The sequence below is a fragment of the Oceanococcus sp. HetDA_MAG_MS8 genome (genome assembly GCA_019192445.1).
Lineage (GTDB): Bacteria > Pseudomonadota > Gammaproteobacteria > Nevskiales > Oceanococcaceae > MS8.
Genome location: JAHCMK010000005.1, coordinates 196,873 through 209,626 on the forward strand (window position 1 = coordinate 196,873; position 12,754 = coordinate 209,626).

Here is a 12,754-nt window from a genome sequence, read left to right on the forward strand (position 1 = left end):
ACCAGAGAACTGCGCATTCTACCCTGCGTTGGTGGCCTCTGCAAAGCACATCAGCAAGCTGTTGAGATAGCGTAGTCCCAACGCCGTGGGTTGTACACGATTATTGGACTGCCGTACCAAGCCTAAATGCTGCGCCTGCGCCAGACCGGGCGCTAGGCGCGCGCGTTCCAAGCCAGTGGTTTGTTCGAACTGGCGCAGACTAAAGCCATGCACCAACCTGAAGGCATTGAGCAAGAACTCTTCCTGGCGGTCGGCTGGCGTTGGCTGCGAGCATTGGCTGAGAACCTGCGCGCTTCCGGCGCAAGCCAAATATCGGCCCGGAGCACGCTGCCGGGCGCTGCGCTGGATGTGGCCATGGGCGCCAGTGTGTTTTTGATGGGCGCCAGCGCCCAGGGCCAGAAAGTCGCCATACCGCCAGTAGTTGAGGTTGTGCCTAGCGCGGCGGCCGGGTTGGGCCCAGGCCGAAATCTCGTAGCGCCGGAATCCGGCTCCGCGCAGTAAGCGTCTGCCCTGGCGTTCTATGGCGGCTAGAACATCTTCCGCCGGAAGTTCTGGGGGGTGGCGTGCAAAGGCTGTTTGTGGCTCTAAAGTGAGCTCGTACCAGGACAAGTGCTCGGGCTGGTGGTCTAGAGCGCGCTCCAAATCGAACAGGGAGTCTTCCAAGCTCTGGCCTGGTAAGCCGTGCATGATGTCGATGTTGATATTGTCGAAGCCGGCAGCACGGGCCAGTGCGATGGCGCGGTCCGCTGCCTGATGGTCGTGGATCCGTCCCAGGGCTTTGAGCTTGTCGTCCTGGAAGCTTTGCACACCAATCGAGAGCCGGTTAACGCCTGCCTGCCGGTAGCCGGCAAAGTGAGCTTCGTCAGCTGTGCCAGGGTTGGCCTCCAAGGTGATCTCAGTCGCGGGATGCAGCCCGGGGCCAGTTTTCAATGCCTGGATAATGCGGCCGATTTGGTCTGGAGGGCAGAGGCTGGGAGTGCCGCCACCGAAGAACACACTGCGCAGTGGGCGCCAAGCCTGCTCATTGAGAGTCCACTGCAGATCGGCGAGTACTGCATCAACGTATTGAACGTAGTCGCTATCGTCACGCAGGTTGTGCGAGTTGAAGTCGCAGTAGGGACATTTGCGCACACACCAGGGCAGGTGTACGTACGCGCCGGGCTGCGGCAGGCTCATGCGCGGCGCAGTTGATCCAGTAATTGGCGCACAGCATGACCACGATGACTGCGCGCTTGCTTCGTCTCGGGGTTCATCTCGGCGGCGCTTAAGCCTAGATCAGGGTCAAAAAAGACAGGATCGTAGCCAAACCCGCCGTCGCCGCGTTCGGCGCGCAGGATTTCACCGGCCCAGTGGCCTTGAGCAATTCGAGGTAGGGGGTCCTGGGCTGAGCGCACCAGCGCTAAAACACAATGAAAAGCAGCTGTTCGTTGTGGCTGCTCGGCCAGGGCTTGCAGCAGCTTGGCGCGGTTTGCTGCATCGTCCGCCTCTGGACCAGCGTAGCGAGCGGAGTAAACCCCAGGAGCACCGCCGAGGGCGTCGACGCTGAGGCCTGAGTCATCGGCTAATGCCGGCAGACCGCTTGCGTCCGCGGCGTGGCGCGCTTTGATCAGAGCGTTTTCCACGTAGCTTAGCCCTGTCTCCTCCGCTTGGGTGCTCGTAAAATCCGACAGGGGCAATAGCTCCACACCCAAGGGCAGTAGTGCGCGGCTGAGCTCGCGCAGCTTGCCTGCATTACCAGAGGCCAGCACGATCCTGTCCATCATTTAACGCCCAAGCACCTGCTTTTGAATCTCGTGCAGCTGACGAATTCCGCCTTCGGCCAAATCCAGCATGCGGTCCAGCTCGCTGCGCAGGAAGGGGTGTCCCTCGGCTGTGCCCTGGACCTCGATGAGGCCGCCGGCCTCATTCATAACAACGTTGCAGTCGGTTTCGGCGGCGGAGTCTTCCACATAATCCAAATCCAGCACGGCGTCGCCATTCACAATACCAACGGATACGGCGGCAACTTGTCCAAACAATGGGTGACGTTTGAGCTTTTGCGTTTTGTGCACATGATCCAGGGCCTGAGCCAAAGCCACATAACCACCGGTAATTGCGGCGCAGCGAGTGCCGCCATCGGCTTGGATGACGTCGCAGTCAACCGTGATTGATACTTCGCCCAAAGCTTCCAAGTTGACCGCTGCGCGCAGGGAACGCCCGATGAGCCGCTGGATTTCCAAGGTGCGCCCACCTTGTTTACCTCGCGCCGCTTCGCGGCCCATACGTTCACCAGTGGAGCGCGGCAACATCCCGTATTCAGCCGTCACCCAGCCTTTACCCGTGTTGCGCAGCCAAGGTGGCACGCGGGTTTCCACGCTGGCAGTGCACATGACTTGAGTATGGCCGGCACGAATGAGCGCGGAGCCTTCGGCATGGCGGGAAACGCCAGCCTCGATGGAAATGTCGCGGAGAGTGTCAGCGCTACGATGATCGTGACGGAGCATAAATGCAGTCTTTGATGATGGGCGCCGGAGTATAGCGACCTCAGCCCTGTATCCTAAAACGCTTTACTTCCTACGCACCTCATTCATGAGCACAGCCACTTTGCATTCCATGACCGGCTACGCCCGTATTCAGGCCTCTACTGAGCTGGGTGAGCTCAGCTTAGAAATTCGCAGCGTGAACCATCGTTACCTGGAGGTTTTCCTTCGCCAGCCGGAGGAGTTGCGGAGTACAGAAATCGCAGTGCGCCAACGTCTGGCCAAAGACCTTGGGCGTGGCAAGCTCGATGTGAATATGCGCCTGGACGGTAGCGCCAAGCCGCAGGCCCAGCTCGAGTTTGATGAGGCGGTATTGAATCAGCTGGGCACGGCCTACGCTACCTTGAGCCAGAAGCTGCCCTCTGTGGCGGCCTTGGACCCGCTGGCCTTATTACGTTGGCCGGGAGTTCTTAAGGAAACTGACGTCGATGCAGATACCGTTGCGGCTCAGGTTATGGCAGCACTGGACGAGGCTATCCAGGCATTGTGTGCTAGCCGCGCAGAAGAGGGGCAGCGCTTAGCCGTCATGCTTGAAGAGCGTCTGCAAGCTATCGAGGCCAATGTGGAGCGGGTTCGCGCACGTCTGCCAGAGCAAACTCGCCGCTGGCGCGAAAAGCTGACTGAACGCCTCAAAGATATTTCCGACATGGACGAAGAGCGTCGCGATAACGCTCTGGCCCAGTTCGCGCAGCGCGCCGATGTAGACGAAGAGTTAGACCGACTCGGCAGCCACGTGCAGGCCGTGCGCGAAGTCATGACCAAGGCCGGACCCGTTGGCCGCAAGCTCGACTTTTACATGCAGGAGTTCAACCGCGAGGCCAATACCTTGGGCTCCAAGTCATTAGACGCCGAAATCACGGCAGTGGCTGTAGACCTGAAAGTGCTCATCGAGCAGATGCGCGAGCAGGTGCAGAATGTGGAGTGAACGGCCAGAGCGCCCTTTGATTTTGGTTTAAGGATTCGCTGCCTTTTTGGCCAGATCAGCGGCGGCGAGCGCTTCAGCGATGCAGCCCTCGTAGTCTTTGCCAATTCGCTTGGCCTCAGCGCTGGCAATTTTGGCCGAGGCTTGCAACAGGTCGCCATTGAGTTTCGCAAGGCCGGACTTCGCCGCGCGGGCCGAGTCTACAGCTTGGCTGGCGCGCGTGATTTGTCGGTCACAGCGGCTTGCTGGCTCACAGGCGGTGAGGAATAGACTGGCAGTAATGATGTAAAGGGCCATTCGCAGCATGGGTTGTTCCTAGAACATGAAACGGGGCGAGCTCTGCGTGGCACTGTGACACGGATGAGCACCGCTCTGCTGCAAAAAAGAACCCGCCTCCTGGGCGGGTTCGGACAGATCGCCACACTTTGCGAGGTGGACTTGGATTGGGGGGAAGACTTCATCTGTGAATAAATAATAATGGGAACCATTCGCAAAAGCAATAGCAGATGCGATTCTGCGGGAATGTTCGATAAGATGGCGCCAAAGTGATTTGTTCTTTTTCTCGCTGCTTAAGACCCGCTAGGGCGTCTTTGAGGGCGATGGATTTGGCTTGAAATGGTTGAGGCAGCTATGCATAACTTCCGATTCGCATTCCTCACGGTGACACTGAGTTTGGTCCTCAGTGCTTGCGACAAAGACACCGGCGCGCAGCCAGCGACTCCGCAAGTCGGCCAGAGCAGTTCCAAGGCTATGGCCCGCGTTTCGCCGGCCTCAAAGAAGGCTCTGGCAGAGTATGAAATGGTGGCTCGGGATTTTCTGCAGGGGATAGAAGCCGATGCTTCGGTCCAGCAGCTCCGACCAATGGCGCAGCGCATGCTGGACTTGGGCGTCTCAGTCGTACCGGACTACGTGACTGCGGTTCCCGATTGTCAGCGCTATCTGGAGGAGGCTGCAAAAATCGAGTCGCGCTGGTCAGAACTTGACCCAGAAGTGATCGAGCGCGATTACCACCAAGACGGCGCCTTGCCGCCCATGCCCAATAATGTGGACTGCTACCACATGAAAGATGTGGTGGTGCATCCAGCAACGGCTCTGGCCTTACTAGCTCAGCCAGAAGTGGATCGCGATCAGGTGCGGCTGGAAATCTTTGAAGTAGTGAGTCACGCCATTGCGGTGCGTACCGGGAGTGGCTTCAACAGCGACGACGGCGACTGAGTCTGAATGCGTAGGCGTCAGCTTCTGGGTGGTTTGGCGGCGGGCGCGCTGCTGGGGGCCGGTGGTTCTGCTTGGCACATCACCCGATCCCGACAGGGAATGCTGGTGAGCTGTGTTCGCAAGACAAGTGGCGGTTATGCGGTGGTTGCCTTCGATCCGGTGACGGCCGAGGTGTACTGGGATTGCCTCTTGCCGGCGCGTGGTCATGCGATTGCTGTGAGCCCTGGTGGCGATCACCTCGCAGTCTTCGCTCGGCGGCCAGGGCAATGGGTGTGGATTATTGCAGCCCAGGATGGGAGGCTACTGCGCACCCTGGCTGTGCCGAATAAGGCCCAATTTAATGGACATGGACTATTTGCAGCTGATGGACAGCAGGTCTGGGTGTCGGCCACCTCCTATGCGACACATGGCCAGCCTCGCGGCGAAATTCTCCAGTTTGATTGGGGCCGTGCGCGGCTAGAGCAGCGCTGGTCTTCAGCCGGACTGGACCCCCATGAGTGCGCCCTGCATGGAGATTGTCTCGTGGTTGCAAATGGCGGTTACGCTGAGCAGTACGCCAACGGCGATGACAAGCGCTTAGTCGCCGAGCAGCCGCCTAATCTGGCCTGGCTGGATGCAGCGACCGGCGGTGTTAAGCGTATTGATACCTTGGCGGATCCCAAGCTCAGCATTCGACATCTGGACGTTGGGCCACAGGGGGTTTTTGTCGGTTTCCAGCATGCCGATGGCCCTCTAGCTCAAACCCCACTATTGGGCCGCGCGCGCAGTAACGGCCCCTTGGTCATGCTGGAGCCTCCCGTCGAGGGTTGGGAAGCGTGGTATGGCTACGTTCTGAGTGTTCACCTGCAGGCGAATAAAGGGCAGGTCTTGGCAACCAGCCCGCGTTCGGGGCGCATGGGAGTTTGGGATGCCTTGAGCGGCGCGGCTTTGCAGAGTCGGCCTTTGGCGGATGTGTCAGGAGTGGCGGCTCAGGGTGATTCTTGGTGGGCCAGCTCCGGCCATGGCGTGATTGCCGGTGCTTCGCAAGAGCGTTATCTCATGCCGAATTGGCAATTTGACAACCATATGGTTGCGATTCCACGCGCATAAGGGGTCTGCCTCGCTGTTGTGCGATGCACAAGGGTGGGCACCAAAATGGTGCGACCGCTCAGGGTCCCTAGCCATTGTGGTACTCGCTGGCGCTTCACATCCTCGTATTGACGTGATTTGAACGCTGCTCGAGAAAATTGGCACGGCGGTTGCTTTATCCCTTTTGCCAGACCTGCACGTCCCTTGGCGGCGGCAGGTATTGCGTGCGGCCCAGGGTCGTAAAGGCTGGTGATTCCTTCAACAAAGATCATTACAGAGGACATCACTATGTCGATCGTATCTGCGCGGCTGGCTAAGGCCGCACTCGCGATGACCGTCACCGGCCTTTCCAGTGTAGCCACCGTTGCCCCCGCTCAAGAGCTGATGGTTCCAGAGAGCTCTTACACGGTGATGCTCAACCAGGATAGCTTCTTCGGTTTTTACCCCTCTTTTAACGGCCTGATGGCGTTGTCCGAGAATATGGACTTCTCCTTCTACGGTATTTTCTGGACCACGCCTGACTTCGCCAGCAACGCCCCCGGTGGTGCTGACCTCTGGACTGAGTTCGGCGCTGGTGTGAACCTGAAGTACATGGATGGCAAGCTGAATGTGAAGCCACAACTGGGCATCACCAACGGTGTGCTGCAATCTGGCCCATCCGATGGTGCAGGCAACTTTGGCGACGGTATCGTCCCCAGCTTGACCATCAACTACTCGGATGATTACTTCGAACTCGAGTCGTACAACGGTTACTACATCGCCACTGCGGATAGCGACGGTAACGACTTCCTCCACTTGTGGATCAACGGTGGTTACAAGTTCGCCGATTTCGCATCAGGCGGTCTGCACTATGAGTGGTTAGACATTCCTAGTGCGGATGGCGATACCGTTCTCTACAAGTGGTTCGGTCCTTACGTGCAGTTCAGCGTGGACTCCGGCTTGTTCGCCCGCTTCACTGCTGGCTCCCAGATCGATGCTGCTGGCGGCGAAGAAGGTGACTTCTACAAGCTGAACGTTGGGATGTCCTTCTAAGCGGACGTCGACCTCCTCGATGGATCAAGCCTGGCCCACCTTCCTCATGGTGGGTCAGGTTGACTGAACGGTGGTACCTAGTTCAGCTCGCATCCCAAGTATGCCTAGCCTAGCTTTATCGCTATTTAGGCTTGCTGGAATCCCGTTGCGGGGTGAACTGGTGGCTACCTCAGTTGTCGCTGGGGATGCACGCCGCTCGCAGATCCTGGTTTAAGGATGTTCGCCTGCGAGTATTGAGGCTGCCCCAGCCGAAGCTGGAAAAGCAGCCTTTAATGGCCACCTAGTTCACACGATGCCACCAGGGCCGGATATGTCGTAAGGCATGTCCGGCTTTTTTGTTTTGGGGGCTCGGTGCTTAAGCGGCTACCTCAGGCTAAAATAGCGGCCTTTTTAGCGCTCCTGCTGGAGTTGCGCAGAGTTGTCGCGCACAGTGCGCGACACTTTTTGATGCAGCCGGAGCAGGGTTAACGATGAGGAACGATGCGGATGACGAGTGCAGATCTGGACCTGACAATTGCTCAATGGGATGACGAAGAGCGGGCGGCGGAGGCCATGGTTCCCCTGGTTGGTCAGCTTTACCGCAATCGCTCGGTAGAAGTCTCGGTATACGGGCAGTTACTGGTCAAGCGGGCGGTGAGTGACATCCTCAAGGCGCATGAATTCTCCCGCCAAGTAGAAGATGCAGCGATTCATCCCAGTGAGAGCCTAAAAATCGTTGAGCTTTTGGGGCGTATGCCAGTAGAGCGGGCGCATGTGGACGTGGGCAAGTTGGCGACGCGCTTTCGTAGTGCTGAGTCGGGCCTGACTCTGGAGGCCTTTTTGCAGGCCGAGTTAGCGCCGGCGCTAGAAGCCACCAAAGAAGACGCTCCGCATGCCGAACAAAAAGATGTGGTGCTATTCGGCTTCGGTCGTATCGGCCGTATCGTGGCGCGTCTGCTTTGCGATCGCCCCGGCAGCCAACATGGGGCACGGCTGCGCGCCATCGTAGTCCGCAAAGGCAAGGGCGATGATCTGGAAAAGCGGGCCAGCCTATTGCGCTTCGATTCCGTACATGGACCCTTCAAAGGCATCATTGACGTAGATCGTGAAAATCAGGCCATGATCATTAATGGCCAACGGGTGCAGGTGATCTATGCCGATAAACCAGAAGCCGTGGACTACGCAGCTCACGGTATTTCCGGGGCTGTATTGGTCGATAACACCGGGGCGTGGCGTGACGAGGAAGGCCTCAGTCGGCACCTGAGCTCCGGAGCCATTTCCCAGGTTGTGCTCACCGCCCCTGGCAAAGGCGACCTAAAAAATATCGTTCACGGCCTTAATCAGGACATGATTGCCGCCGACGATCAGATCATTTCCGCAGCATCCTGCACCACCAACGCCATCGCGCCCGTGCTCAAAGCCATCAATGACAAGTACGGCATTGTGAGCGGCCATATGGAGACGGTGCACTCCTACACGAATGACCAGAACCTGATTGATAACTATCACGGTGCCAATCGTCGCGGACGCAGTGCACCGCTGAATATGGTGCTGACCGAAACCGGAGCCACCAAGGCGGTCGGCAAGGCATTGCCGGAACTGGTTGGGAAGTTAACGGGGTCCTCTGTGCGGGTGCCAACGGCAAACGTTTCCTTGGCCGTGTTGTCCTTGAACCTAGAGGGCAGCCCGAGCACGGAGGAATTGAACGACTACCTGCGTCATATGGCCATGCACTCAGAACTGCAAAAACAAATTGGCTTCTCCAAGGCGGCTGATGCGGTATCCAGCGACTTCGTGGGCATGCGTAGCACTGGGGTTGTCGATGGCCCAGCAACGCAAACGGCACCGAACCGCTGCGTGGTGTATGTGTGGTACGACAATGAGTTCGGCTACACCTGTCAGGTGGTGCGGATCCTGCGCCAGCTCACGCACAGCACCTTGCGGGTGTTCCCGAGTTAAGGGTTCTGCAACAAGCAAGATTCAACAGAGCCGGCGATTGCCGGCTCTTTTTTTTGCGCATCAATCAGGCCGAAGGGGCGGTCAGCGGCCCCGTCTTGACCGCTGCAGCGCTGCGCTGCGGCGCGATGGGCGCATCTATTGGGCCTGCTGACCTTTGCCGCTCAGTACCCAGCAGCCATGCCGTCTTTGCGGGACTCTGAGGCGCCGGCATACACGCCATTGGGCAAACGTTGTATGGCTTGGTAGCCACCATAAGGGCCATGGGCGTAGCCCACATCATGGCCCCAGTCCATGAGCTGGCGAATGCTGGTGTAGTCAAAGCCCGTTTCTAGGTGAACGCGACCCCCATCAACCATCGATACCTTGTGATCAGCCGTCGGACTGGTGGCCCCACTCACAAACACGCGCGGCGCATCACCAGCTTCCTGAAGGCCCATTTGGAAATCAATCAGGTTCATGACAATTTGGGCATGTCCTTGGGGCTGCATGCTGCCGCCCATTAAGCCAAAGCTCACCCAGGGTTTTCCCTTATGGGTGATAAAGGCAGGAATGATGGTGTGGAAGGGGCGTTTGCCCGGCGCATAGACATTGGCATGCTGTGGGTCCAAGGAAAACAGCTGCCCCCGGTCTTGTAAGATGAAGCCCAGCCCATCTGGCGCCATGCCAGAGCCCATGCCGCGGTAATTCGACTGAATCAGCGACACCATGTTGCCCTCGGCGTCCGCGGTGGTGAGGTAGATGGTGTCACCAGCTTGTTCCAATACAGCCGAAGTCACGGTTTGGAGCGCCGAACCTTGCTCAATACGCTTGCGTTGCTGGCGGGCATAACGGTTGGAGAGCAGAGTCTTGATGGGGGCCGGACTAAAGTGAGGGTCTGCATAGACCTTTGCGCGGTCGGCAAAGGCCAGCTTGGTGGCTTCTATAAGCCAATGCAGATGCTCGGGGCTGCCAAAGCCGGCGGCCCGAATGTCGAAGCCTTCCAGGATGTTCAGTATTTGTAATGCAGCAATCCCCTGCGTGTTTGGGGGGAGCTCCCATACCTCATAGCCGCGGTAGTTAATGCTCAGCGGTTCTACCCACTCTGAGCGGTGCTCCGCCATATCTTTGGGGCTGAGAAAACCACCATGGCGTTGCATGAACTCCCCGATTTGACGGCCAATCCGCCCTTGGTAAAAGACCTCAGCTCCTTCATCAGCCAGGGCCTGGAGCGTACGGGCCAATTGTGGGTTACGCCAGATCTCTCCTTTGACTGGCGCGCGCCCATCAATCGTGAACTGTTCCACAAAGCCAGGATAACTTTGCAGCCGCGGCACGGACTTATCCCAGTAGTACGCGACTAACTCCGTCACTGCAAAGCCCTGAGTGGCGTAACGAATAGCAGGCGCTAGCACCTGCGCCATGGGGAGCTTGCCGAATCGTTGATGCAGCGTGAACCAACCGTCCACACAGCCAGGAACGGTGACGGGTAGCGGCCCATAGGGCGGAATGCCGTCGGGTGCCAGAGCTTTGAGTTTGGCTAAGTCCAAACTTTTGGGGGAGCGGCCACTGGCATTTAAACCATGGAGCTTTTCCGCGTCAGCCTCCCAGACCATGGCGAAAAGGTCGCCACCGATGCCATTGCCGACCGGCTCCACCAGGCCCAAAACAGCATTGGCTGCAATGGCGGCATCGACGGCGCTGCCGCCGGCTTTGAGAATATCAAGGGCAGCCTGGCTGGCGAGTGGGTGACTCGTCGCGGCCATTCCCTGACGGGCCAAGACCTCCGACCGAGTGGCAAAGGGTGCACCTGTGATGCGGTCAGCGGCGCTGGCGTGAGTGCTTAGAACAGCGAGTCCAAGGAAAACAAGACTGAGAAATCGGGTGGTCATCTAGCAGTGTCGTGACAATTCATTCACTACCTTATCAAGAGCTGAGCCCTCGTCTACGACATCTGTCAGGGCTGCTGAAGCGTAAAAACAACACCCTCTACGTGGACTCCTTATGACTTTGTTACCGATGTTGACAGACACCCTCTTGGCCTTGCTCCTTGGCGGTATGATTTTCTTCCCGCTAGTGGTGGCTCCTACTGTCTTTATCGTCCTGGAAGATGAGCCTGCAGGGCGCTTTTTACGCGCTCTGTTTCCGCGTTACTACCTGTACCTGATTGTGCTTTCTGGCTTGTTGGCGGCGGCTTTTATGCTGAGCTCCTTCTGGCTTAGTGCTACTTTCGCTGCGGTTGCGCTGAGCACCTTGTGGGTTCGCCAGCGTTTGATGCCGCGGATCAATAGGGCCCGAGATCAGATGCTGCAAGGGGACCGCCATGCACAAAGGCTGTTTGCCCGCGGGCATCGCTTGTCTGTGAGCATCAATATGCTGCAGCTGCTGGTGATCGTGGCTTGGTGGGTGCAGCTACGCTGGCCGGTCAGCCTATGATTCCCAGCTGGAGCGAGCTTGAGCTGCCGCCGGCCCTGCGCGCCGAGCTGCGCACAGATCACGCTGGCGAAACCGGCGCGGTGTGGATTTACCGCGGCATTCTAAGTTGCAGTATGAACCCGGCTGTACGCCGCTTTGCCCGTGGGCATTTGCGTGCTGAGCAGCGCCATTTGGCCTTTTTTGAGGCTTGGCTACCGCCCGCGGAGCGCAGCCGCTTACTGCCAATATGGCGATTGGCCGGCTGGACGCTTGGAGCGCTAAGCGCATTGGGCGGCGCGTTTATGGTGTATCGCAGCATCGATGCGGTGGAAAGCATGGTCGATCAGCACTATGCCGCGCAGTTACAGGCCTTGGAGTCCTACCCACACGCGAGGGCGCTGCAGCAGCAGCTCAGCCGCTTTCGTGAGGATGAGTGTTCCCACCGCGATGAAGCGCGGGACTTGGGTCCAGCCAACATGGGGCCATGGGCGCAAATGTGGCGAAGTATTGTGATGTCTGGCTCCCAGCTTGGTGTGTTGGTTTCGCGTCACATCTAGTGTTTGAGCCGATTGTGCCGCGCCCTGCGGTCTGCGGCTGAATTGCCCAGCCCATGACGCGGCCGGGTTATGCGCCTCCTGCTCTTTGCGGGCCGCAACGCTGAAAGCGCATCTGTGGCCGGCGCTAGCGGGTGGCACCAGCTGCTGGTCATCCTGAGTCCATTGCTCGGCCTTGGGCTAGGGTGGTTGGGGGGAGTAGGATCAAGACTCGCCTGGTCCTCTTGTTTGCATGGCCTCTGACGACTCTAGCCCCCCAATGTTGGCTCCCTGCCGGGATATCCCCATCACAGCGCCTTGGCAATGGTTGAGGTTGGCATGGGCAGACATCCGCGCCAATCCTGTCGTGAGCTTGAGTTATGGCGGCCTTATGACAATGGTCAGTTGGGCCTTGAGTATTGCGACTTGGTATTGGGGCAACGCAGGCCTGTATTTGGGGCTCATCAGTGGATTTGTCTTTTTGGGCCCCATTTTGGCCATGGGTCTCTACGCGGCCAGTGCACAGCGGGCGATGGATATTCACCCCGTGCGCCTGCGCTCCACGCTGCATTTAGCCCGCGAGGCCCTGGGGGACGCTATGGTCTTCGCCTTGGTGCTGCTCGTCGTTTTTCTGCTCTGGGCGCGCTCGGCCATGATGGTTAGCGTCTTCGTTCCGGCTGGGCAAGGCGACTCCTGGCAGAGCTGGCTGAGCTTTTTAGGTGTTGGTACGGCGGTCGGAGCCATATTTTGCGTCGTTGTGTTTAGTGCCAGTGCTTTTTCTTTACCGATGATGCTGGACCGGCGCAGCGACACGATTACGGCAGTCCTGAGTAGTGTGAACGCCGTGCTGCGCAACAAACCTGCGATGCTGATGTGGGGCACCATCATCGTCGCTGTCGTGGTCATCGACGTGCTCACCTTGTATCTGGCTGGCTGGGTGCTGTTGCCGCTATTGGGGCATGCGGCTTGGCATGGATACCGCAATTACCTGGATGCCAGTGCATGGCCGGCGCGCATCCCCGAACCCAGCTAAGGTCTTTCCTGCTGACCACGGTCAGCTCGGGTTCATCTAGCGGATGAAGACCTAAGGCCTGCCTTCGTCTTCTGTTGTCTTCCGCCAATGATTGGTCGTCGCG

13 protein-coding genes are annotated in these 12,754 nt (G+C 58.4%); 8 read left to right on the top strand and 5 right to left on the bottom strand.

Annotated features, from left to right (window positions below; genetic code table 11):
- Window positions 1–18: 18 nt before the first annotated feature.
- From hemW to rph, 3 genes are read right to left on the bottom strand one after another with little or no spacing between them, the layout of a single operon-like run.
- Window positions 19–1,176, bottom strand: a complete 1,158-nt coding sequence (gene hemW / locus KI787_10675; GenBank protein MBV6630417.1) for a radical SAM family heme chaperone HemW — start codon at window positions 1,174–1,176, stop codon at window positions 19–21.
- A complete protein-coding gene (gene rdgB / locus KI787_10680) occupies window positions 1,173–1,760 on the bottom strand; it encodes an RdgB/HAM1 family non-canonical purine NTP pyrophosphatase (GenBank protein MBV6630418.1) in 588 nt (195 codons plus the stop codon). The genes hemW and rdgB overlap by 4 nt, the downstream gene beginning before the upstream one ends.
- A gap of 3 nt (window positions 1,761–1,763) precedes the next feature.
- A complete protein-coding gene (gene rph, locus KI787_10685) occupies window positions 1,764–2,483 on the bottom strand; it encodes a ribonuclease PH (GenBank protein ID MBV6630419.1) in 720 nt (239 codons plus the stop codon).
- An 85-nt stretch (window positions 2,484–2,568) separates the two neighbouring features.
- On the opposite strand from rph, the gene KI787_10690 reads away from it, so the two are divergent.
- Window positions 2,569–3,444: a YicC family protein gene (locus KI787_10690; protein MBV6630420.1), complete on the top strand. Its 876-nt coding sequence runs from the start codon at window positions 2,569–2,571 to the stop codon at window positions 3,442–3,444.
- A gap of 27 nt (window positions 3,445–3,471) precedes the next feature.
- On the opposite strand, the gene KI787_10695 is transcribed toward KI787_10690, so the two are convergent.
- The gene (locus tag KI787_10695) at window positions 3,472–3,747 is read right to left on the bottom strand and encodes a hypothetical protein (GenBank protein MBV6630421.1); all 276 of its coding nucleotides are present in this window, start codon (window positions 3,745–3,747) and stop codon (window positions 3,472–3,474) included.
- 324 nt (window positions 3,748–4,071) lie between these two features.
- On the opposite strand from KI787_10695, the gene KI787_10700 reads away from it, so the two are divergent.
- The 4 genes from KI787_10700 (at window position 4,072) to KI787_10715 (ending at window position 8,694) form a co-directional block, all read left to right on the top strand.
- Window positions 4,072–4,656, top strand: a complete 585-nt coding sequence (locus tag KI787_10700; protein ID MBV6630422.1) for a hypothetical protein — start codon at window positions 4,072–4,074, stop codon at window positions 4,654–4,656.
- Between the two features lie 6 nt (window positions 4,657–4,662).
- On the top strand, window positions 4,663–5,745 hold the full coding sequence (locus KI787_10705) for a DUF1513 domain-containing protein (GenBank protein ID MBV6630423.1): 1,083 nt from the start codon (window positions 4,663–4,665) through the stop codon (window positions 5,743–5,745).
- A gap of 267 nt (window positions 5,746–6,012) precedes the next feature.
- Entirely contained in the window at window positions 6,013–6,756 is a 744-nt protein-coding gene (locus tag KI787_10710) for a hypothetical protein (protein ID MBV6630424.1), read from the top strand.
- A 486-nt stretch (window positions 6,757–7,242) separates the two neighbouring features.
- A complete protein-coding gene (locus KI787_10715; GenBank protein ID MBV6630425.1) occupies window positions 7,243–8,694 on the top strand; it encodes a glyceraldehyde-3-phosphate dehydrogenase in 1,452 nt (483 codons plus the stop codon).
- Between the two features lie 161 nt (window positions 8,695–8,855).
- Here the strand turns inward: KI787_10715 and ggt are convergent, their stop codons facing one another.
- Complete coding sequence (ggt, locus tag KI787_10720) at window positions 8,856–10,562, bottom strand: gamma-glutamyltransferase (GenBank protein MBV6630426.1); 1,707 nt, start codon at window positions 10,560–10,562, stop codon at window positions 8,856–8,858.
- Between the two features lie 127 nt (window positions 10,563–10,689).
- Between ggt and KI787_10725 the strand changes: the two genes are divergently transcribed.
- The 3 genes from KI787_10725 (at window position 10,690) to KI787_10735 (ending at window position 12,651) form a co-directional block, all read left to right on the top strand.
- Window positions 10,690–11,106 carry a DUF4149 domain-containing protein gene (locus KI787_10725; protein MBV6630427.1) on the top strand — a complete coding sequence of 139 codons (417 nt, stop codon included), beginning with the start codon at window positions 10,690–10,692 and terminating at the stop codon, window positions 11,104–11,106.
- Window positions 11,103–11,642: a demethoxyubiquinone hydroxylase family protein gene (locus KI787_10730; protein MBV6630428.1), complete on the top strand. Its 540-nt coding sequence runs from the start codon at window positions 11,103–11,105 to the stop codon at window positions 11,640–11,642. The genes KI787_10725 and KI787_10730 overlap by 4 nt, the downstream gene beginning before the upstream one ends.
- Window positions 11,643–11,871: 229 nt before the next feature.
- The gene (locus KI787_10735; protein ID MBV6630429.1) at window positions 11,872–12,651 is read left to right on the top strand and encodes a DUF2189 domain-containing protein; all 780 of its coding nucleotides are present in this window, start codon (window positions 11,872–11,874) and stop codon (window positions 12,649–12,651) included.
- The last annotated feature ends 103 nt before the right edge of the window (window positions 12,652–12,754 follow it).

What these genes read in the sequence shown, in the direction of transcription:
- KI787_10710 (MBV6630424.1), top strand. Translation starts at nt 6,013, where the DNA reads ATGTCGATCGTATCTGCGCGGCTGGCTAAGGCCGCACTCGCGATGACC.
- KI787_10725 (MBV6630427.1), top strand. Translation starts at nt 10,690, where the DNA reads ATGTTGACAGACACCCTCTTGGCCTTGCTCCTTGGCGGTATGATTTTC.
- rph (MBV6630419.1), bottom strand. Translation starts at nt 2,483, where the DNA reads ATGCTCCGTCACGATCATCGTAGCGCTGACACTCTCCGCGACATTTCC.
- KI787_10735 (MBV6630429.1), top strand. Translation starts at nt 11,872, where the DNA reads ATGGCCTCTGACGACTCTAGCCCCCCAATGTTGGCTCCCTGCCGGGAT.
- KI787_10700 (MBV6630422.1), top strand. Translation starts at nt 4,072, where the DNA reads ATGCATAACTTCCGATTCGCATTCCTCACGGTGACACTGAGTTTGGTC.
- KI787_10695 (MBV6630421.1), bottom strand. Translation starts at nt 3,747, where the DNA reads ATGCTGCGAATGGCCCTTTACATCATTACTGCCAGTCTATTCCTCACC.
- KI787_10690 (MBV6630420.1), top strand. Translation starts at nt 2,569, where the DNA reads ATGAGCACAGCCACTTTGCATTCCATGACCGGCTACGCCCGTATTCAG.
- ggt (MBV6630426.1), bottom strand. Translation starts at nt 10,562, where the DNA reads ATGACCACCCGATTTCTCAGTCTTGTTTTCCTTGGACTCGCTGTTCTA.
- KI787_10705 (MBV6630423.1), top strand. Translation starts at nt 4,663, where the DNA reads ATGCGTAGGCGTCAGCTTCTGGGTGGTTTGGCGGCGGGCGCGCTGCTG.
- KI787_10715 (MBV6630425.1), top strand. Translation starts at nt 7,243, where the DNA reads ATGACGAGTGCAGATCTGGACCTGACAATTGCTCAATGGGATGACGAA.
- KI787_10730 (MBV6630428.1), top strand. Translation starts at nt 11,103, where the DNA reads ATGATTCCCAGCTGGAGCGAGCTTGAGCTGCCGCCGGCCCTGCGCGCC.
- hemW (MBV6630417.1), bottom strand. Translation starts at nt 1,176, where the DNA reads ATGAGCCTGCCGCAGCCCGGCGCGTACGTACACCTGCCCTGGTGTGTG.
- rdgB (MBV6630418.1), bottom strand. Translation starts at nt 1,760, where the DNA reads ATGGACAGGATCGTGCTGGCCTCTGGTAATGCAGGCAAGCTGCGCGAG.